Origin of the sequence: Klebsiella sp. 4_1_44FAA, from assembly GCF_000238715.1 — a bacterium.
Taxonomy (GTDB): Bacteria; Pseudomonadota; Gammaproteobacteria; order Enterobacterales; family Enterobacteriaceae; genus Klebsiella; species Klebsiella pneumoniae.
Genome location: NZ_JH414800.1, coordinates 239675 through 258144 on the forward strand (window position 1 = coordinate 239675; position 18470 = coordinate 258144).

The 18470-nt window shown below is 62.7% G+C and carries 21 protein-coding genes, 3 tRNA genes and 1 pseudogene; 5 read left to right on the top strand and 20 right to left on the bottom strand.

Translation table 11 applies throughout. From position 1 onward, the window contains the following. Nucleotides 1-335 precede the first annotated feature (335 nt). Nucleotides 336-560 carry a YgdI/YgdR family lipoprotein gene (locus tag HMPREF1024_RS14265; RefSeq protein ID WP_002915549.1) on the bottom strand — a complete coding sequence of 75 codons (225 nt, stop codon included), beginning with the start codon at nucleotides 558-560 and terminating at the stop codon, nucleotides 336-338. Nucleotides 561-757: 197 nt separating this feature from the next. Between HMPREF1024_RS14265 and csdA the strand changes: the two genes are divergently transcribed. Beyond that, nucleotides 758-1963, top strand: coding sequence for a cysteine desulfurase CsdA (gene csdA / locus HMPREF1024_RS14260; RefSeq protein ID WP_009308548.1), 1206 nt, complete (start codon nucleotides 758-760; stop codon nucleotides 1961-1963). Beyond that, nucleotides 1963-2394 (top strand): cysteine desulfurase sulfur acceptor subunit CsdE, encoded by a 432-nt coding sequence (csdE, locus tag HMPREF1024_RS14255; RefSeq protein WP_004142894.1) that lies wholly within the window; start codon nucleotides 1963-1965, stop codon nucleotides 2392-2394. Before csdA ends, csdE begins: the two co-directional genes overlap by 1 nt. A 42-nt stretch (nucleotides 2395-2436) precedes the next feature. Here the strand turns inward: csdE and tcdA are convergent, their stop codons facing one another. Both tcdA and mltA read right to left on the bottom strand, forming a co-directional pair. After that, nucleotides 2437-3258 (bottom strand): tRNA cyclic N6-threonylcarbamoyladenosine(37) synthase TcdA, encoded by an 822-nt coding sequence (tcdA, locus tag HMPREF1024_RS14250; protein ID WP_004174602.1) that lies wholly within the window; start codon nucleotides 3256-3258, stop codon nucleotides 2437-2439. An 87-nt stretch (nucleotides 3259-3345) separates the two neighbouring features. Further along, entirely contained in the window at nucleotides 3346-4443 is a 1098-nt protein-coding gene (gene mltA / locus HMPREF1024_RS14245; protein ID WP_002915579.1) for a murein transglycosylase A, read from the bottom strand. 210 nt (nucleotides 4444-4653) lie between these two features. On the opposite strand from mltA, the gene HMPREF1024_RS14240 reads away from it, so the two are divergent. From HMPREF1024_RS14240 to HMPREF1024_RS14230, 3 genes are all read left to right on the top strand, one after another. Continuing rightward, nucleotides 4654-4730, top strand: a tRNA-Met gene (locus HMPREF1024_RS14240). Nucleotides 4731-4763: 33 nt separating this feature from the next. Then, nucleotides 4764-4840 (top strand) — tRNA-Met (locus HMPREF1024_RS14235). Nucleotides 4841-4872: 32 nt separating this feature from the next. Then, nucleotides 4873-4949: transfer RNA gene (locus HMPREF1024_RS14230), tRNA-Met, on the top strand. A 95-nt stretch (nucleotides 4950-5044) separates the two neighbouring features. Here HMPREF1024_RS14230 and cobT read toward each other — a convergent pair. The 17 genes and pseudogenes from cobT to HMPREF1024_RS14150 form a co-directional block, all read right to left on the bottom strand. Further along, the gene (gene cobT, locus HMPREF1024_RS14225) at nucleotides 5045-6100 is read right to left on the bottom strand and encodes a nicotinate-nucleotide--dimethylbenzimidazole phosphoribosyltransferase (protein ID WP_009308549.1); all 1056 of its coding nucleotides are present in this window, start codon (nucleotides 6098-6100) and stop codon (nucleotides 5045-5047) included. Nucleotides 6101-6143: 43 nt separating this feature from the next. Then, nucleotides 6144-6689 carry a bifunctional adenosylcobinamide kinase/adenosylcobinamide-phosphate guanylyltransferase gene (gene cobU / locus HMPREF1024_RS14220; protein ID WP_004174597.1) on the bottom strand — a complete coding sequence of 182 codons (546 nt, stop codon included), beginning with the start codon at nucleotides 6687-6689 and terminating at the stop codon, nucleotides 6144-6146. Then, complete coding sequence (locus HMPREF1024_RS14215) at nucleotides 6683-8206, bottom strand: cobyric acid synthase (protein WP_009308550.1); 1524 nt, start codon at nucleotides 8204-8206, stop codon at nucleotides 6683-6685. The genes cobU and HMPREF1024_RS14215 overlap by 7 nt, the downstream gene beginning before the upstream one ends. Beyond that, nucleotides 8203-9027: an energy-coupling factor ABC transporter ATP-binding protein gene (locus HMPREF1024_RS14210; RefSeq protein ID WP_002915614.1), complete on the bottom strand. Its 825-nt coding sequence runs from the start codon at nucleotides 9025-9027 to the stop codon at nucleotides 8203-8205. Before HMPREF1024_RS14210 ends, HMPREF1024_RS14215 begins: the two co-directional genes overlap by 4 nt. A gap of 8 nt (nucleotides 9028-9035) precedes the next feature. After that, nucleotides 9036-9713, bottom strand: coding sequence for an energy-coupling factor ABC transporter transmembrane protein (locus HMPREF1024_RS14205; protein WP_009308551.1), 678 nt, complete (start codon nucleotides 9711-9713; stop codon nucleotides 9036-9038). Further along, nucleotides 9700-9981 (bottom strand): energy-coupling factor ABC transporter substrate-binding protein, encoded by a 282-nt coding sequence (locus tag HMPREF1024_RS14200; protein ID WP_009308552.1) that lies wholly within the window; start codon nucleotides 9979-9981, stop codon nucleotides 9700-9702. The genes HMPREF1024_RS14205 and HMPREF1024_RS14200 overlap by 14 nt, the downstream gene beginning before the upstream one ends. A 1-nt stretch (nucleotide 9982) precedes the next feature. Beyond that, entirely contained in the window at nucleotides 9983-10720 is a 738-nt protein-coding gene (gene cbiM / locus HMPREF1024_RS14195; protein ID WP_009308553.1) for a cobalt ECF transporter S component CbiM, read from the bottom strand. Continuing rightward, nucleotides 10720-11430 carry a cobalt-factor II C(20)-methyltransferase gene (locus HMPREF1024_RS14190; RefSeq protein WP_002915624.1) on the bottom strand — a complete coding sequence of 237 codons (711 nt, stop codon included), beginning with the start codon at nucleotides 11428-11430 and terminating at the stop codon, nucleotides 10720-10722. The genes cbiM and HMPREF1024_RS14190 overlap by 1 nt, the downstream gene beginning before the upstream one ends. Continuing rightward, entirely contained in the window at nucleotides 11427-12221 is a 795-nt protein-coding gene (locus HMPREF1024_RS14185; protein ID WP_004174588.1) for a sirohydrochlorin cobaltochelatase, read from the bottom strand. Before HMPREF1024_RS14185 ends, HMPREF1024_RS14190 begins: the two co-directional genes overlap by 4 nt. Nucleotides 12222-12231: 10 nt before the next feature. Next, a complete protein-coding gene (locus HMPREF1024_RS14180) occupies nucleotides 12232-13017 on the bottom strand; it encodes a cobalt-precorrin-6A reductase (RefSeq protein ID WP_002915627.1) in 786 nt (261 codons plus the stop codon). Continuing rightward, nucleotides 13014-13739, bottom strand: coding sequence for a precorrin-3B C(17)-methyltransferase (locus HMPREF1024_RS14175; protein ID WP_004214523.1), 726 nt, complete (start codon nucleotides 13737-13739; stop codon nucleotides 13014-13016). Before HMPREF1024_RS14175 ends, HMPREF1024_RS14180 begins: the two co-directional genes overlap by 4 nt. Then, nucleotides 13739-14794 carry a cobalt-precorrin 5A hydrolase gene (gene cbiG, locus HMPREF1024_RS14170; protein ID WP_009308554.1) on the bottom strand — a complete coding sequence of 352 codons (1056 nt, stop codon included), beginning with the start codon at nucleotides 14792-14794 and terminating at the stop codon, nucleotides 13739-13741. The genes HMPREF1024_RS14175 and cbiG overlap by 1 nt, the downstream gene beginning before the upstream one ends. After that, a complete protein-coding gene (locus HMPREF1024_RS14165; RefSeq protein WP_004149602.1) occupies nucleotides 14775-15548 on the bottom strand; it encodes a cobalt-precorrin-4 methyltransferase in 774 nt (257 codons plus the stop codon). The genes cbiG and HMPREF1024_RS14165 overlap by 20 nt, the downstream gene beginning before the upstream one ends. Continuing rightward, nucleotides 15541-16110, bottom strand: coding sequence for a decarboxylating cobalt-precorrin-6B (C(15))-methyltransferase (locus HMPREF1024_RS14160; protein WP_002915684.1), 570 nt, complete (start codon nucleotides 16108-16110; stop codon nucleotides 15541-15543). The genes HMPREF1024_RS14165 and HMPREF1024_RS14160 overlap by 8 nt, the downstream gene beginning before the upstream one ends. Continuing rightward, entirely contained in the window at nucleotides 16100-16705 is a 606-nt protein-coding gene (locus tag HMPREF1024_RS14155) for a cobalt-precorrin-7 (C(5))-methyltransferase (RefSeq protein WP_004174583.1), read from the bottom strand. The genes HMPREF1024_RS14160 and HMPREF1024_RS14155 overlap by 11 nt, the downstream gene beginning before the upstream one ends. Then, nucleotides 16699-17837: pseudogene (gene cbiD / locus HMPREF1024_RS30620) on the bottom strand (cobalt-precorrin-5B (C(1))-methyltransferase CbiD). Before cbiD ends, HMPREF1024_RS14155 begins: the two are co-directional and overlap by 7 nt. Beyond that, a complete protein-coding gene (locus HMPREF1024_RS14150) occupies nucleotides 17834-18469 on the bottom strand; it encodes a cobalt-precorrin-8 methylmutase (protein ID WP_002915711.1) in 636 nt (211 codons plus the stop codon). Before HMPREF1024_RS14150 ends, cbiD begins: the two are co-directional and overlap by 4 nt. Nucleotide 18470 lies beyond the last annotated feature (1 nt).

Genomic DNA, 18470 nt, shown 5'->3' on the forward strand with positions numbered 1-18470 from the left:
ATGTTAACTCAATTTAACAAATAGGAAACAATGATTAACCTATTAGTTTTTTTTATCTGAGCCATTATAAATTGTCCGTTGAGGTTCTACCAGCAAATACCTATAGTGGCGGCACTTCCTGAGCCGGAACGAGAAGCTTTTTTTGGAATGCGTGTTCCATCAAGCTTTTGGCTTACGGTTGTGATGTTGTGTTGTTGTGTTTGCAATTGGTCTGTTTTTGCAGACCCTGGTAGCAAAGCTACCCCTTTTCACTTCCTGTACATTTACCCTGTCTGTCCATAGTGATTTAATGTAGCACCGCAACGCGCGGTGCTTTTTTTTGCCTTTTTACTGCCTTACTCGTCCAGTTCACCCAGTTGTTTCACGTCAGAGCGATTGATCTGCTGTTTGTTGCCCCACGCGTCTTTATACGAGATCATGCCAGTGTCATTATCGGTTTGCGGTTTCCCGTCGGTAACGATGGTCCGCCCATCGTTGGTATGCATCACATAGTTAGAGGAACAGGCGCTCAGGCCTAAAGTCAGCATACAGGCAGAGATAATCGCAGCGGCCTTAGTCATTTTCATTCTTCTCTCCTTACGGCTATTTATACTATTCGTAACTCGTTAAGTAATAGGTTAAAACACAAACCCAACACTTTTCAGCATAACCCTCTTTGACCGACGTGGAGTCACATTCGGACAATTCCACAGGACGCAGAGACCTTGTCACGCCCGGCAAATTGCGCGACGATCGCGGTATTGATACGAGGAATTCCATGAACGCATTCAACCCGGCGCACTTTCGCGCGCAGTTTCCGGCTCTGGCCGATGCCGGCGTCTATCTCGACAGCGCGGCGACAGCGCTCAAACCGCTGGCGGTGATCGACGCCAGCGACCAGTTTTATCGCCTGAGCGCCGGCAATGTCCATCGCAGCCAGTTCGCCGCCGCCCAGCGGCTGACCGAGCGCTACGAGGCGGCCCGCGATCGCGTGGCGGCGTGGCTTAACGCCCCGTCCGGCAAAGATATCGTCTGGACGCGGGGGACCACCGAGGCCATCAATATGGTGGCGCAGAGCTACGTCCGGCCGCGCCTGCAGCCTGGCGATGAAATTATCGTTAGCGAAGCCGAGCATCATGCCAACCTCGTGCCCTGGCTGATGGTGGCCGGGCAGACCGGCGCCAGAGTGGTCAAACTGCCGCTTGGCGCCGACCGTCTGCCGGATATCGCCAGCCTCAGCGCGCTGATTACCCCGCGCAGCCGGGTGCTGGCCATCGGCCAGATGTCCAACGTCACCGGCGGCTGCCCGGACCTGGCCCAGGCTATCCGCCTTGCCCACGCCGCCGGGATGGTGGTGATGGTCGATGGCGCCCAGGGGGCGGTGCATTTCCCCGCTGACGTGCAGGCGCTGGATATCGATTTTTACGCCTTTTCCGGCCATAAGCTGTATGGCCCGACCGGGATCGGCGCCCTGTACGGCAAAAGCGAGCTGCTGGCAGCGATGTCGCCCTGGCTCGGCGGCGGGAAAATGATCGCCGAGGTCAGCTTTGACGGCTTTACGCCGCAGCCGGCCCCCTATGGCCTCGAGGCCGGTACGCCGAATGTCGCCGGGGTTATCGGCCTCAGCGCCGCGCTGGAGTGGCTGGCGCAGAGCGATATCGGCCAGGCGGAAAACTGGAGCCGCAGTCTGGCGAGCCTGGCGGAAGAGGAACTGGCGAAACGGCCGGGCTTCCGCTCTTTCCGCTGCCAGCAGTCAAGCCTGCTGGCCTTTGAATTTGAGGGTATTCATCACAGCGATCTGTTGACGCTGCTGGCGGAGTCCGGCATTGCCCTGCGCGCCGGACAACACTGCGCCCAGCCGCTGCTGGCGGCCTTAGGGGTCAGCGGCACCCTGCGGGCCTCTTTCGCCCCCTACAATACCCAAGACGATGTTGCGGCGCTGGTCCACGCGCTGGATCGCGCCCTGGAAATTCTGGTGGATTAATGACAACTCTGCACCCCTTCGGCACAACCATTACCGACGCTACGCTGCGCCAGATCTTCGCCCCGCTGAACCAGTGGGAGGATAAATACCGTCAGCTGATTTTATTGGGCAAAAAGCTGCCGACGCTGACCGACGAGCGCAAAGCGCAGGCCCATGAGATTGCCGGCTGTGAGAACCGCGTCTGGCTGGGCTATGAGGAGGACGCCGAGGGCAGGCTGCACTTCTTTGGCGACAGCGAAGGAAGGATTGTGCGCGGTCTGCTGGCGGTACTTTTAACCGCCGTGGAAGGAAAAACCCGCGCCGGGATCCTGGCGCAGGATCCGCTGGCGCTGTTCGACGAGCTGGGGCTGCGCGGCCAGCTCAGCGCCTCGCGCAGCCAGGGCCTCAGCGCCCTGAGCGAGGCGGTGCTCGCCGCCGCCCGCGAAAGGTAATCTCACGATTTCGCTTTCCCGCCGCCGCGCCCGGTGGGCAAACTACTTTCCGGCAGCCGCAGCGTCACGCTGCGCTTTCGCCAGCATCTTCTTCAGGGCATGCGACACCGCGACGAAGCCGAAGGTCGCGGTCACCATCGTCGCCGCGCCAAAGCCGGAAGCGCAGTCCATCCGCTTCGGCCCTTCCGCCGTGCTCTTCATTGCGCAGACGCTGCCGTCCGCCTGCGGGTAGACCAGCGCTTCCGTAGAGAAGACGCAGTCTACACCGAGCTTACCTTTGCTGTTTTTCACCACCCCAAACTGGCTTTTCAGCCGCTCGCGCAGTTTGGCCGCCAGCGGATCCTGGATGGTCTTCGCCAGGTCAGCGACCTGGATCTGCGTTGGGTCAATCTGACCACCCGCCCCGCCGGTAGTCACCAGCGGCACCTTGTAGCGGCGACACCAGGCGATAAGCGCCGCTTTCGGCCGGACGCTATCGATCGCGTCGATAACATAGCTAAAGCCGACGCCAAGATATTCCGCCACGTTTTCCGGGGTCACGAAATCATCCACCACCGTCACCCGACACTCCGGGTTGATGAGACGAATACGCTCCGCCATCACCTCCGCTTTCGCCAGCCCGACGTTGCCGCTGAGGGCGTGGATCTGACGATTGGTGTTGGTGACGCAGACATCGTCCATATCGATAAGGGTGATCGCCCCGATGCCGGTCCGCGCCAGCGCTTCCGCCGCCCAGGAGCCGACCCCGCCGATCCCGACCACGCAGACGTGGGCGTCGGCAAAACATTGCAGCGCTTTTTCACCATATAAACGTGCCGTACCGCCAAAACGCTGGCGCCAGGCATCGCTGATTACAACAGACATAGAACCTCAGAACAAAATGACAGCGCCCGGAGGCCGCCGCAAGCGGCGTCATCCGGGCGCCCTGGTCAACAGGCACGGCCAGGGGGGTTAGCCGCTAAAAACATTCCCCGCGCCCGGGGCGTTTTTCAGCACCCATACGCGGCCGTAGTGGTTATACCAGCCGGCACGGTGGCCTGCGTCAGGCCCAATGCCCTGATAGATGTCGAAATGCTGGCCCTTGATGGCCCCGCCGACGTCGAGGGCGACCATCAGGCGCAGTTCGTACTGGCCGTTAAACTTGCCGTTATTATCCAGCAGAGGCACCTCGGCCAGCAAGGTGGTTCCCGGCGGAATAATCGACCGGTCGGAGGCCACCGAGGCGCGGCCGATCAGCGGCACAGCGCTGGCCCCTTTCACCGGCGCGAAAGACTGCGGTTTAAAGAACACGAACGACGGGTTCTGCTCCAGCAGCTCGCGCACTTCCGCTTCGCTGTGCTTTTCACCCCACTCGCGGATCGCCTGCATCGACATATCTTCTTTCTTCACTTCCCCGCGGTCGATCAGCACTTTGCCGATGCTGCGATAGGGCCAGCCGTTTTTCCCGGCATAGCTAAAGAAGTTGAGCGGCGAACCATCGCCAAAGTCGATATAGCCGCTGCCCTGCACGTCCATGATGAAGTTATCCATCAACGAGTTGCTGTACGCCAGCACATAGTTATCGCTCAGCGCGCCGGCATAGATGCTGGCGCGGGAAGGCAGCTTACCGCGCTTTGGCGGCATACGGTAAATGGGGTACTGGAATTCGCCCTGACGGGTGTGGCGCGCCTGCACCACCGGCGTGTAGTAGCCGGTAAACTGGACGTTGCCATAGTTGTCGACGCCCTGCATCTGCCAGGCGTCGATGCCAAACTGGCGCAGCGTACGGGTGTCGCCGCCGGCGCGCAGCCACTCCTGCAGCGCGTTATAGACGTTGCTCTGGCTATTATAGAGGCGTGGCGAGGCGTTACGAATTTGATTAACCTGCTCGGAGAAGTCGCCGGCGTTGATCGGCGCCCCGACGGCATCCGGCTGGTTTACCAGTGAAAACGGCTGGGTGAACTTGCCATCGCTATATTGCTGACCGCGGTCGGTCGGTTTTGAGGAACAGGCGGCGAGCATGGCCAGCATTGCCCCCGTCGCTACATATTTTGCCCAACGTCCTTTCATGGTGTCTCATCTTTTGCTGCGAAGCCTTAGTGCGTGTTGAAGATAACAAAGCGCCGGAGCTATTGAAATGCGCGATCTCATCGATGGCACAGATTTGTGTAAAAAAACACCACAACATGGCGTTTTATAAGCCAATTCTTACAAAAATGTCGATTTGGTCGAAAAAAGGTTGCATCATCTCGCTAGCGGAGTATAGTGCGCTTCCACGGACGCGGGGTGGAGCAGCCTGGTAGCTCGTCGGGCTCATAACCCGAAGGTCGTCGGTTCAAATCCGGCCCCCGCAACCAATTAAAATTTGATGAAGTAAAGCAGTACGGTGACGCGGGGTGGAGCAGCCTGGTAGCTCGTCGGGCTCATAACCCGAAGGTCGTCGGTTCAAATCCGGCCCCCGCAACCAATCAAATTTGACAAAGTGAAGCAGTACGGTGACGCGGGGTGGAGCAGCCTGGTAGCTCGTCGGGCTCATAACCCGAAGGTCGTCGGTTCAAATCCGGCCCCCGCAACCAACATTACAAACACCCTCAAGGGTGTTTTTTTGTTTCTGCCGCCGGCAAAACCTCTGCCGAAAACGGGAACGGCCATTGCCGCCCCCATCTCCTGCTTACCCCTTCGGTAACACAATATTGCTTGCCGCCAGCATGCCCATGCGATGGTACATCGCGCAGGCCGCCTCGACGATCGGCATCGCCAGCGCCGCGCCGCTGCCTTCTCCCAGACGCATGCCCATATTGAGATACGGTTCGAGACCCAGGTGCGCCAGCGCGATACGCGCCCCCTTCTCCGCCGAATAGTGGGACGGGATCAGATACGGTTTCACCTCCGGCGCTATCTGACACGCCGCCAGCGCCGCCGCGTAGGAGAGAAAGCCATCCAGCACCACCGGCAGCCCACAGGACGCCGCCCCCAGCATGACACCGGTCATCCCCAGCAGATCGAAACCACCGACTTTGCTCAGTACGTCGAGGCCATCATTCGGGTCGGGCTGATTGACGGCGATAGCCCGCCGCACCACCTCCACCTTGTTGCCAACCTTCGCCAGCGGCAGATTGGCGCCAATCCCGACCACCTCCTGCGCATCGCTGCCGGTCAAAACGCTGACGATCGCTGCCGCCGGCGTGGTATTGGCCATCCCCAGTTCGCCGACGCCAAACAGGGTAACGCCCTCCTGGGCCAGCGCGCGGGTGTAGCGCATCACCTCCAGCAACAGCTCCTGCCCCTGCTCACGGCTCATCGCCGGGCCGCGGGTAATATTGCCGCAGCCCCGCGCCACCCGCATATTCACCACGCCGGGCAGCGGTTTGCTATCGATACCGACATCAATTACATGCACTTTCGCCCCGGCCTGGGCGGCGAGCACGCAGACGCCGGTGGTGCCGCGGGTCATATTTGCCGCCTGGATGGCGGTGACCGCCTTCGGCGAAATCGCCACCCCTTCGTCCCACACTCCATGGTCGGCGCACATCACCAGCAGGGCCTTTTTCGCCACCTGCGGCTGGCCGCCCAGGCCGGGCATTCCCGCCAGCTGCACCGCCAGCGCCTCCAGACGCCCGAGGCTGCCGGGGGGCTTGAGTAAGCCGTCGATGTGTTGCTGTGCCCGCGCCATGGCGTCGGTGTCCGGCGCGGGGATCGCCCGCAGAACCGTGTTTAAATTTTGCATACAGAATCCCTGCCAGGGCTGGCCCAGTCAGCCAGCGATTGAGTTATTTGATTTTGACGCCGATGCCGGAGACCACCAGCCAGACCGCATCCGCCGCGGCCGCCAGGCGCTGATTGACCCGCCCGGCAATATCGCGAAAATGCCGCGCCAGGCGGTTCTCCGGCACAATGCCCATCCCCACCTCGTTGGTCACCAGCACGACGTGCGCCGGACAGCGCTGACAGGCGGCAATCAGCACGCCAATTTCGTCATCAATAGCCCGTTCCATGGCGGCGTAATCCCAGCCGTCGGGGTCGCTGTCGCCGCCGAGCGCGAACAGCAGGTTGGTGACCATGGTGGTGATGCATTCCAGCAAAATCGCCTCCTCTGGGGCGATAGCCGGGGTGATCAGTTCATCAAGCTGCTGCCAGCGCTCGGCGGTGCGCCAGTGGGCGGGCCTGCCGTCGCGATGATGCTGGATCCTTGCGGCCATCTCGTCGTCAAAGATTTGCGAGGTGGCGATATATAACACCTGCGGCGCATCGGCAATCAGCGCCTCGGCATGGCGACTTTTGCCGCTGCGCGCGCCGCCGGTAACCAGAGTCAGCATAGGGGCTCCTGATGTTGGCGCATGATGGCGTAAATTTTATCGATGGCGATATGTTCGCGCATGGCCTCGGCCAGCCGATCAAACTGCCGGGTTTTATAGCGGGCATACTCCAGGGCGCTGTCCAGCGGCGCCAGCCCTTTGCGCTGGCGCAGGCCGTTGAGCAGCGCCCGGGTAAAGGCATCGCTGTCGAACAGGCCATGGAGATAGGTGCCGAACGCCAGGCCGTCGTCGCTTATCGCCCCGTCGTCCACTGCCTGCCCCGCTTTATGCAGCTGCAGCAGCGGCGGGCAGCCTGCCTCGCGGCGCGTCTCGCCCATATGAATTTCATAGCCACTGACGCGCAGCCTCGCCGCGTCGGCTAACCAATCCGGGAGCGCAGACCCCAGGGTCGCCTGCACCTGGGTGGTGGTTTTGTGCTGGGCGAAGTGGGTCACGGTCTTCAGCACCCCCAGCCCGGGCTGGGCGCCAAGGCCAGACTCCACCTCATCGATAATGGTTTCGCCCAGCATCTGATAGCCGCCGCAGATCCCCAGCAGCGGCACCTTGCGCTGCCGGGCCTGCTCGACCGCGTGCGCCATGCCGCTCTCGCGCAGCCAGCACAGATCGCCGAGGGTATTTTTACTGCCCGGGAGAATGACCAGGTCGGCGTCGGCCAGCGCCTGCGGATCGCGGACATAGCGCACCCGGACGTCTGGCTGCACCGCCAGGGCGTTAAAGTCGGTAAAATTGGCGATATGCGGCAGGTGAACCACGGCGATGTCGATGTCGCGCCGGTCGGTGCGATGGTATTTCCCGGCCTGCAGCGCGACGCCGTCCTCATCCTCAAGATCCACGTCAAGCCATGGCATAACGCCCAGCACCGGCACCCCGGTCAACGCCTCGATTTGCTCTATCCCGGAGCGCAGGAGCGCCACATCGCCGCGGAATTTATTGATGATCACCCCTTTCACCCGCGCCCGCTCCTGAGGCTGCAGCAGCGCCAGCGTGCCGTAAATCGCGGCAAACACCCCGCCGCGGTCGATATCGGCCACCAGGATCACCGGGCATTGCGCCATCTCGGCCATGCCCATATTGACGATATCGCGGTCGCGCAGGTTAATCTCCGCCGGACTGCCGGCGCCTTCCAACACCAGCGCCTCATACTCTCCGGCCAGGCTCTGGTAGACCGCGAGGATCTGCTCGCGCAGGCGCGGCTTGTACTGGTGATAGCTCACCGCATCCATGCTGGTCGCCACCTGCCCCATCAGCACCACCTGCGCCTGACGGTCGCTGGTGGGCTTGAGCAAAATCGGATTCATGCGGACATCCGGCGCAATCCCGGCCGCTTCGGCCTGGAAAATCTGCGCCCGGCCCATCTCTTTGCCATCCGGCGTAATGCCGGAGTTCAGCGCCATATTCTGTGATTTAAACGGCGCGGTACGCAGCCCATCCTGATGAAAAATGCGGCACAGTCCCGCCACCAGCACGCTTTTCCCAACGTCGGAAGCCGTGCCCTGCAACATCACTGCCAGCGTCATGACGCCTCCTTTATCGCGCCTATCGCGTTGTTGTGCATCCGCTGAAAAAACTCCGCCTCGGTTTTACACAGCGGCAGCCCCAGTTCGCTATGAAGTTTCACCAGCCACGGCTGCGTCAATCCCGCCCTGTCCATCGTCTCCGCGCAGGCAAATACCTCGCCGGGATCCCCCGCGGCCAGTACTTCGCCGTGACGCAGCACGTAAACGGCGTCGCTCACCTCATAGATCAGATCGATATCGTGGCTGGAGATCACCACGCGCCGCCCCTGCCCGACAATGCGGCGGATGATGGCGATCATCTGCGCCCGCCCGCGTGGATCGAGGCCCGCGGTGGGCTCGTCAAGCAGCAGGTAGCGCGCCTGCAGCACCAGCGCCCCGGCGATTGCCACCCGTTTTTTCTGCCCATGGCTGAGGCACTGGATCGGCTGCTGGCGAAACCCCTGGGCATCGACGAGGGTCAACGCCTCATCCACCCGGCGGGCGATCTCCTCTTCCGCCACCCCGAGGTTACGCAGACTAAAAGCGATATCGCTGTCGATATCGGTATAGAATATTTGCTGATCCGGATCCTGAAATACCGTCGCCACCTGCTGGCGCAGCGCCAGCAGACCGCGCTTGCTGTAATTCAGCGCCTCTCCCTGCCACAGCACCGCCCCCTGCTGCGGGCGCAGCAGGCCGCTCAGGTTCATAAACAGCGTCGACTTTCCGCAGCCGTTGGCCCCCACCAGGCCGGTCACCGCATGGCGGGAAAAATCCAGCGTCAGCCCTTTAAGTACCGGCTCATCCTGATAGCGAAACCAGAGATCGGTTGTGGCAAGCATACTTATCCTTAGAGGTGAAAATCACCCTGGTACAATTTGATATCCAGCGCCGTGCTCATCTGCTGATAGCGCAGGAGGACGCGGGTGAACAGCAGTCCCACCAGCATCGCCAGCGAGCGATAGCCCTGCGGCACGCTACCATAGCCAAAACGCAGGGTTTGCGCGCGGTGAATCGCCATCGCCTCGTCCAACAGAATAAAAATGAAGCGCCAGGTCAGCAGGATCTGCTCCGTCAACAGCCGCGGTACGCGACCGCGCTTGAGTAAAATAATCAACTGCGGGAAAGGCAGATTAAGCACCAGCCAGAGCGTCGCCGCCATCGCCGCCAGGCTGCGCCAGAAGGTCTCCCCGGCCACGGCCAGCCCCGGGGCGGAAATCCCTATCGAGAAAGCGCCCAGCCGAAAGCTCGCTAACAGCATCTGCGGATCGCGGCTGACGCTGAACAGAATGGTCAGCACGCCGACCAGCAAAAAGCCAAAGGGTAGCGCCATCCAGCGGCACCAGCGCCAGAATGAGACCCGCAGCAGCCAGCAGGTCAGCGCGGCGGTCAGCGCCAGCGTCAGCGCCTGGCCCCACGCCGGCAGCGTAAAGGCCAGCGCCATCAGCAGCAGCCAGAGCAGAAACTTCCGCTCTGGCGCCACCTGCAGCCAGCGGCTCTGGTAGCTGAGTCGGTCAAACCCGGTCATCACGGCGCTGTCTGCCCCTCGCGTATCCGAGAATGTAAAAAATCACCGCCGCGCCCAGCGAGCCCTGCAGGGTAAACAGCAGGCTCTCAATCTCGCCGCTCGCCGGTTTATATAGCGGCTGGAACCAGGGTTGATAATCCGGCGCCACCACCTGGATCTGGCTCTCCGCTTCGCCGTCCGAGCCGCCAAACTCGCCGCCGTGGTTAATAAAAAATGGCAGGATCATCAGGGCGGCCACCATCGCCAACAGGATCAGGGGCTTTTTCATATTAATGTCCCTCCGCGGCGATCAGCCGCCGTTTGGTTAGCTGATCGTAGATCATCACGGTGAGCAAGCCTTCCGCGATGGCGATCGGGATCTGCGTCAGACAGAAAATGCCCATAAACTTGGCGATCGATCCGCCTGCCCCGGTTGCCGGATCGGGAAAGGCCACCCCGAGCTGGACGGAGGTGATAAAGTAGGTCATCAGATCCGCCAGCATGGCGCAGAGAAAGACCCCGACATCGCGACGGATCCCCGCCCGACAGGCCAGCTTCCACACCAGATAGCCGACCATCGGGCCGATCACCGCCATCGACATCCCGTTGGCGCCAAGGGTGGTCAGGCCGCCATGCGCCAGCAGCAGCGCCTGGAACAGCAGAACGATCGCCCCCAGCACCGCCACCACGCCCGGCCCGAAGAGGATCACCGCCAGACCGACGCCGGTCGGATGCGAGCAGCTGCCGGTCACCGACGGGATCTTCAGCGCCGAAAGAACAAAAATAAACGCCCCGCAGAGGGCCAGCAGCACCTTCTGATTGCTCTCTTCCTGAACGATACGCCGCAGGCGCACCAGGCCGTACCACAGGCAGGGTAAAAACAGCAGCCACCACGCCAGCGCCCACATCGGCGGCAAAAAGCCCTCCATGATATGCATGGCGAACGCCTCCTGCGGGACGATGATCAGCAGAACAGCGGCCGCCAGCCCCACATACGAAAGCTGCTTCAGCGATTTCACCTGATTCATTACGCCTCCTCCCACTGTTTGTTAACCAGAATGGTCGAGAAATAGGGCAGCGGCTGGTCATCGCTGACCTCGCGCAGACGGCGCCAGCACTGCTCGCCCGGCAGGGTGGCCTCTGACATCATCAGCGCCGCATCCAGCAGCCCCGCCTGCGCCAGCAGCGCCTTAATGCGGGCGAAGCGGCCGTAGACTTTCATCAGCACCAGACTGTCATGCTGGCGCAGCGCCGCGGCAATGTCCGCTTCCGGCGCGGTGCAGGAGATCACCGCCAGCGACTGCTGCTCCATGGCTAGCGGGGTTTTCGCCCGGGCGGCAATGGCGGCGAAGGAGGTAACGCCAGGGACAATCTCCAGCCACTCCGGGCAGCCAATCCGCTGCAGCAGAAAGACCCAGGTGCTGAACAACATGGCGTCGCCGAGGGTGATAAACCCGACCTGCCTGCCCGCCGCCACCTCCTGGGCCAGCGCCGCGGCAACGTCGTTCCACACCGCCTCTTTTTCCGCGCTGTCGGCGCTCATCGGAAAATGGCAGCAGCGGACCTCCGTGTGTGCGCCCAGGTACTCGCGTACGATGGAGAGCGCCAGGCTGTCGCCGCCTTTGCGGCCGGCTGGCGCATACAGCACATCCAGCTGGCCGAGGATCCGCGCCGCACGCACGGTGATCAGATCGGCCGCCCCCGGCCCGCTGCTCAGGGCATATAGTTTGCCGCTCATGCTGCTTTCTCCATCGTGTCGTTCAGCGCCTGCTGCAGATGGGCGACAAACATCGCCCGCACCGCCGGATTCTCCCCTAACCCGTTAAGCCACGGCGTGGCGGGGATACCGGCGGCATTGAAGCGGGTTTTCCACGAATCGTCTTCGTCGGAGGCCATATCATTAATGGCATGATCGCCGGCCACCAGCATCAGCGGCATCAGATGCACGCCGGTCACGCCCTGGCGGGAGAGTTCGTTAATGACGATGTCCACTTCGGGATAGCTTTCCACCGCCCCCACCCGCGCCGGAAAACCCTGCACCGCCATCATATGATCCAGACAGGCGTAGGCCGCGAAGGCGTGGTGGCTGGCGCCGTGCCCCATAAACACCACTCGCTCCGTCGCCGCCAGCGGCGGCATCTGCTGGCGCAGGGCCTGCATCAGCTGCACATAATCGCCATGACCGCTCAACAGCGGCGCGCCCAGCGTCAGACGCTGAAAGCGCGGGCGCATGCTCTGCACTTCGCGAACGATCTTCTCGTACTCGTCGCCGTTGATAATGTGCAGGGACTGGATAGCCACATCCTGGTATCCCTGCTCGGCCAGCTTTTGCAGAGCCTGCAGCGGAGTATCGATATGAATACCATCGCGCTGCTGCAGTTTGCGAATAATCATCCCCGAGGTGAAGGCGCGGAACAGCGTGCGGTCCGGGCAGCTGGCGGCCAGATCGCGCTCGCAGGCGGCGATGTTCTTCTCGCGGGTGTCGTGATAGCTGGTGCCAAAGCTCACCACCAGAAGTGCTTTTTTCATATCCTCTTCCTCAAGTCGCCGACAGCCAGCGCGTCAGCCGCGCAGTGAAATCGGCCTGGCTTTGCAGTAGTTCATCGCCCGTCACCAGCGGTGCCGGACGGGTAATGACGATGCAGGGGATCCCCGCATCAAGACAGGGTTGTACTTTTTCCTGATAGCCTCCTTCCGCCCCCGAGGCTTTCGTCACCACAACATCGGCCCGGCACTGGCGATAAAAGGCGGCGTTAAATTCGGCGCTGAACGGCCCGCAGAGGGCGAAGATCTCCCCGACGCCAAACCCCAGATCGCTACAGTGCTGAACCACCTCCGGCACCGGCAGCACCCGGGCGAGCAGCGTTTTCTCCGCCAGTCCCGCCCGCCAGGCCGCCAGATCTTTGCTGCCGGTGGTCAGCAGGATCCGCTCGCCGAGGCGACGAGCCACCGCGCAGGCCTCGTTCAGATCGCCGACCACGTGAAGTAGCGGATGGCGCAGATCGCTCAGCTGCTCCGGCCTTTGATAGCGGCTGAGCAGAACCCCGACGCTGGCGCAGGCGCGCACAATATTCTGGCTGACCACCTCGGCGTAGGGGTGAGAGGCATCGATCACCCAGCGGGTGCGCTGCGCTCTGAGCCACTCCGCCATCTGCTGCCACTCCATACGCCCGCAGCGTATCTGCCCGCGGATATCGCCGGCCAGCCGCTCGCCGGTAGGGGTCGCCACCGACAGGGTGTAGCGTACGTCGGCGGCGTCCAGCTGCTGGCAGATCGCCCGCGCATCGCTGGTGCCCCCGATAACCAGCACGTCGCCGTGATTCACAGCGCGTAGCCTCGCGGGGTGATCATCAGGCCGTTGTCGATGTAAGTCGCTTTGTTGCCAACGATCACCAGACTGGTCATATCCACTGGGGCAAAATCCATCTCCCCGAGGGTGGTCAGCCATTTCTCCTGCTTTTTGCGTCCGGCGGATTTGACTACGCCGACCGGCGTATCTGCGCTTTTACTGGCCGCCAGCAGCGTAAAGGCGCGCGCCAGATGTCCTTCGCGGCCGCGGCTGCGGGGGTTGTAGAAACAGATAACGAAGTCCGCTTCCCCGGCGGCGACTATGCGTTTTTCAATCACCGGCCAGGGCGTCAGCAGATCGCTAAGGCTGATATGGCAGAAATCATGCATCAGCGGCGCGCCGAGCAGCGAGGCGGCGGCGATACTGGCCGTCATCCCTGGGATCAGACGGACCTCAATGTCCAGCTGCTGCTTATTAACCAGCTCCAGCACCAGCCCCGCCATGCCGTAGATGCCGGCGTCGCCGCTGCTGATCAGCGCAACGTTGTGCCCGGCCTGCGCCAGCTCGATGGCCGCCTGGCAGCGCTCAATCTCTTTGCACATGCCGGTTTTGATCACCTGCTTGTCGCCGGTAAAGGCTTTTACCAGGTGGGTGTAGGTCTTGTAGCCCACCACGATCTCTGCCGCCTGCAGGGCCTCCACGGCTTCCATGGTCATCATCGCCTGCGAGCCAGGGCCAATTCCGATTACGCTTAACATCAGTGTGTTACTCCCAAAGTAATGGTCACGCCCTGCTCACGCAGGGTTTCGCCGGACAGGTTTCCCTGACTCAGCAGCCAGGCCACCGGGCCGGAGACGCTGCCGACGCCGACCGTCTCCCGGACAAAAGACGAGGCCGGAAAGCGGTGCTCGTGCTCGCGCAGCGCCTCGGCGCTGAAGGTTTCGAACGGCACCCGGCAGCGGTGAGCCAGCTGGCGCAACCCCGGCTCGTTTGCCTTCAGGCTCACGCTGCCGATCGCTTTCAGCGCCAGCGGGTCAAGACGCTGAGCGGCAAGCTGGCGATCCAGCAACGTACTGAGCAGCGCGCAGGGGGTGTCGCGCCGACAGCCGATCCCCGCCACCACCCGCTGGGGCACCAGCTTCCAGTGAGGCACCGGCAGCGGCGGCAGCGACCGGCGCAGGGTGACGCAGATCAGGGCGTCGAGCGCCGGCAAGCGCGCCAGGTCGCTTACCGGGATAAACCCGCGTCGGTCGCAGCGGCTTAGCGCTCCGGTGAATTCGCCGTCGCACCACAGCCCCACCCGCTTACCGCTCACCAGCATCTGGTTAACGGTTTTCACCGCCGCGCGAAAATCGGTCATCCGGGCGTTCAGCTGGAAGGCCAGCGTGTCGAGGGCGGACAGCTCGTTGACGTCGGTGGCGGTGGTGATCACCGGGTCGGCGTCGAGCATCCCGGCGAGATAGCGGGTCAGCGCATTGGCCCCCCCGGCATGGCCGGAGAGCAAGCTGATGACGTGCCGGGCGCGCTCATCAATCACCACCACCGCCGGGTCGCTGAGCTTGTCATTCACCAGCGGGGCCAGCACCCGCACGGCAATCCCGGTGGCGCCGATAAAAATCAGCGCCGAGAAGCTGCTGAACGCCTCGCGGGCAGCGCTGGCAAAGCCGCCGTTGAAGGGGATAAACCCCTCTTCCTGCAGCGCTTCGCTGCTGTAACAGGTAAGCGGCAGCATGGCCGCCAGCCGTTTTGCCAGCCGCACGCCGCCGGGCGTCAGGCAAAACAGGGCAATGGATTCAGGCTTTACGGTATTCATGGCTAAAATCCGCTGCGTACAGTTTTGAGTAGTGATACTCATCGCCGAGGAAGGGGCCGACCAGGATCAGCGCCGTTTTGCGGATCCCGGCGTCGCGTACTTTGTCGCCGATGTCCGCGAGGGTACCGCGGACGGTCTGGCTTTCCGGCCAGGTGGCCTTGTAGATCACCGCGACCGGGGTGGTCGCGGGGTAGCCGCCCTCCACCAGCCGCTCCGCCACCCGGTGAATACGTTGCACCGACAGGTAAATCGCCATCGAGGTTTGATGGCTGGCAAAGGCTTCCAGCTGTTCGCGCGCGGGAACCGGCGTGCGCCCTTCCAGACGGGTAATAATCAGACTCTGCGAGACTTCGGGTACCGTGTACTCCACCCCCAGCTCCGCCGCCGCGCCGAGGAAAGCGCTGACGCCCGGCACCACCTGCCAGCGGATCCCGCGGCGGGTCAGCTCTTCGCCCTGCTCGCGCACCGAGCCATATAGCGAGACGTCGCCCGTCTGCAGACGCACCACCGTTTTTCCCGCCTTCACCCCCGCCTCCATCAGGTCGAGGATCTGCTCCAGATGCAGCGCGGCGCTGTCGTGGCACTCCGCCTGTGGCGGACAGTAGGCCAGTAGCTCGGTGTTGATCAGCGACCCGGCGTAGATCACTACCTGCGCCTGCTGTAGCAGACGGTAGCCTTTGAGAGTAATCAGTTCGCGATCGCCCGGACCGGCGCCGACGAACCACACGCAATGGGGATCAAAAGTCTCAGCCATGGTTTTCTTCCTTCTGACAGGCGATGACAAAAACGGGATTATGGGGTTTGAAGTAGTGGCCGCTGCCCAGGGTAGCCAGGGTGGAGACCGCCAGCTGCTGGCAGTCCACCTCGTGGATGCCGCTCTGCCGCAGGTGCGCCAGAGCGCTATGAAGGTTTTCCTGCAAAATAAAAGTCATCACCAGCCGGCCGCCGGGATGCAGCTGCGCCAGCGACCAGTCGATCAGCGCCGTCAGGTGGCCGCCGCTGCCCCCCATAAAGATCGCGTCGGCTTTGTCGGCGACCGCCAGCGGCGCAACGCCCGCCACGATAGCGATGTTGTCGCAGCCAAAGCGCTGCCGGTTCTCCGCCAGCAGGCGCAGCGCGTCGGCCTGACGCTCAATCGCCGTCACCCGCAGCGCCGGGTTCTGTAGAGCAGCCTCAATGCTGACGCTGCCGGTGCCCGCGCCGATATCAATCAGATGGCGCGCCCGGTGCAGCTCCAGCTTCGCCAGCGCCAGCGCGCGCACGGCCTCTTTGGTCATCGGCACCTGGGCGCCGCGCAAAAACAGCTCATCTTTCATCGAGGATCACCACCGCATTCATCTCATATTCGTCCTCCACGGCGCTGACCGGCAGCCAGTGGATCCGCTCGTTTTCCATCGCCAGGTTCTCGCCTATCACCATCCAGCGATGGCCTTTGCCGCGGGCCATCAGCTGGGCGGCTATCTCCCGCGGTCCGCAGCGGCCGTCGGTCACCATGGCGACTTTCCGGTGGGCGGCCAGCGCATCGAAGCTCACCGCCCGGCCATGGCTGCTGGTCAGCCACATATCGTTCATGTCGATGCCCGCCCTGGCGCAGAGGTACTGCACCGCGCTGATGCCGGGGATCACCTGCACTCGTTCCCGGCCAAAATGGGCAATCAGCCGGGTGCCAATGCCATAGAACAGCGGGTCGCCAGAGGCCAGCACCACGACGCGGCGCCCGGTACGGGCCTCAATCCACGCCAGCAGCGCCGGCATATCGGCCCCCAGCGCGAAGCGCTCGCCGGCGAAGTCGGGAAACTGTTGGAGATGACGGCTGCCGCCCACCAGCGCCTCGGCGGCGGCGATTGCCTCGCGCGCGGCCGGGATCAGCCACTGCAGCCCCGCCGGGCCCATTCCCACGACCGTCAACATGTCAGCTCCCGGGCAATCGCCGCCAGCGGACGGCTGCTGCCCAGTACCTGGTTATCAAAAGAAAACAGAACCGCGTCGCAGGTGGGCGGTTGCTGAGTGAAGCGCAACATCTCAAGAACACGCTGGCAGATTCGCTCAGCCAGATGGTTATAGAGGCGCTGGAATCCCCAGGCGTCGATATGCTCCATTGCCGCTTCGGTGGTGTCGCACTCGCTGACCAGCGTCAGCAGCGGCAGCGGCGCGCCAAGCAGCGCCAGATGAGCGACGAGGGTTTCCATCCGCGCATCGGCGATATGGCTGTGGGTATGAAAGATCCCGGCGGCGATTTTGATCAGTTTGCCGGGATGGCCGATGAGCACAATCTGGCGGAAACCGAGCCGGACCGCCTCTTCAATCATGTAGCCGACGAAGTTGCTCATGGTGACCACCATCTGCGGGTCGATGCCCATCTGCTCGCGGACAAAGCGCTCACCGTGGTTGCCCGGCACCAGCACCACGCGCTCCAGCCCGGCGGCGCGTTTTATCTCCAGCTCGAGGGAGAGCGAGCGCTTCCAGCTCTCTTCCGACATCGGGGTAACGATCCCCGTGGTGCCGATAATCGAGATGCCGCCGAGGATCCCCAGCCGGGCGTTATAGGTTTTTGCGCGCGAAGCGCGCCTTCCGGGGCAAAAATCTCCACCTGCGCGCCGCGGGTAGGACCTATCGCTTCGCGCACGGCGGTCTCGATGGTGTGCCGCGGAGTGCGGTTTATCGCCGGGCTGCCTGTCGGCAGGCCGATCCCTTTGCGGGTCACCGTGCCGATGCCCTCCCCGCCCTGCAGGCTAATCTCTCCGCTGTCATTGAGGGTGACCCGGGCAAAAATCAGCATGCCGTGGGTGGCGTCGACATCATCGCCGCCGTCTTTACGGATCGCGGCGACCGCCTGCTGCCCTTCGACGTGCGGGGACTCAACGTTCAGGCACAGGGTGACGCCGGAGGGGGTGACGATCGAGACCTGATGAATCAGATGCTGGCGCATCACCATCAGCGCCGCCACTTTTGCCGCCGCTGTGGCGCAGGAGCCGGTGGTGTAGCCCTTGCGCAGCGCTTTGCCGTGATGCCACACCGGGGCGTCAAAGGTCTGATCGCTCATTGCGCCTCCCGCAGGTGGTAAAGCAGAGCGTTCACAATCGCTGCCGCCACGTTGCTTCCCCCTTTGCGGCCGAGCGCGGCGATGGCCGGCAGGCCGCTCTCGCTGAGCGCCGCTTTCGACTCCGCCGCGCCGACGAACCCGACCGGCACCCCCACCACGCCGCCGATGGCGGTCTCGCGATGTTCCAGCAGGCGAAACAGCGCGGTTGGCGCATTGCCGAAGACGAACACTTTCTCCCCGGGCTCCTGCACCGCAATATCCACCGCCGCCATCGAGCGGGTCATCCCCCGGCTTTGCGCCTCGCGCACCACCCGCGGGTCGCTGATATAGCAGCGGCATTCGCCGCCAAAGCGGGCCAGCAGGGTTTTGTTGATCCCGGACAGCGCCATGGTGGTATCGGTATACAGCGTGCAGGGCCGGCTCAAGGCCTCGCTCAGCGCGATCAGGGCATCCGGAGAAAACCACAGAATATCCAGCCAGTCGAAGTCAGCGGTGGTGTGGATCACCCGCTTGATAATCGCCTCGTGCAGCGGGCTGGCGAAACGGTAGTCCGGTCGCGTTTCGGCGATGATCTCGCTGATGATGTCGAAGCTTTTCGCCTCGATCGCCTGCGGTTGTTGGATGTACTGCATC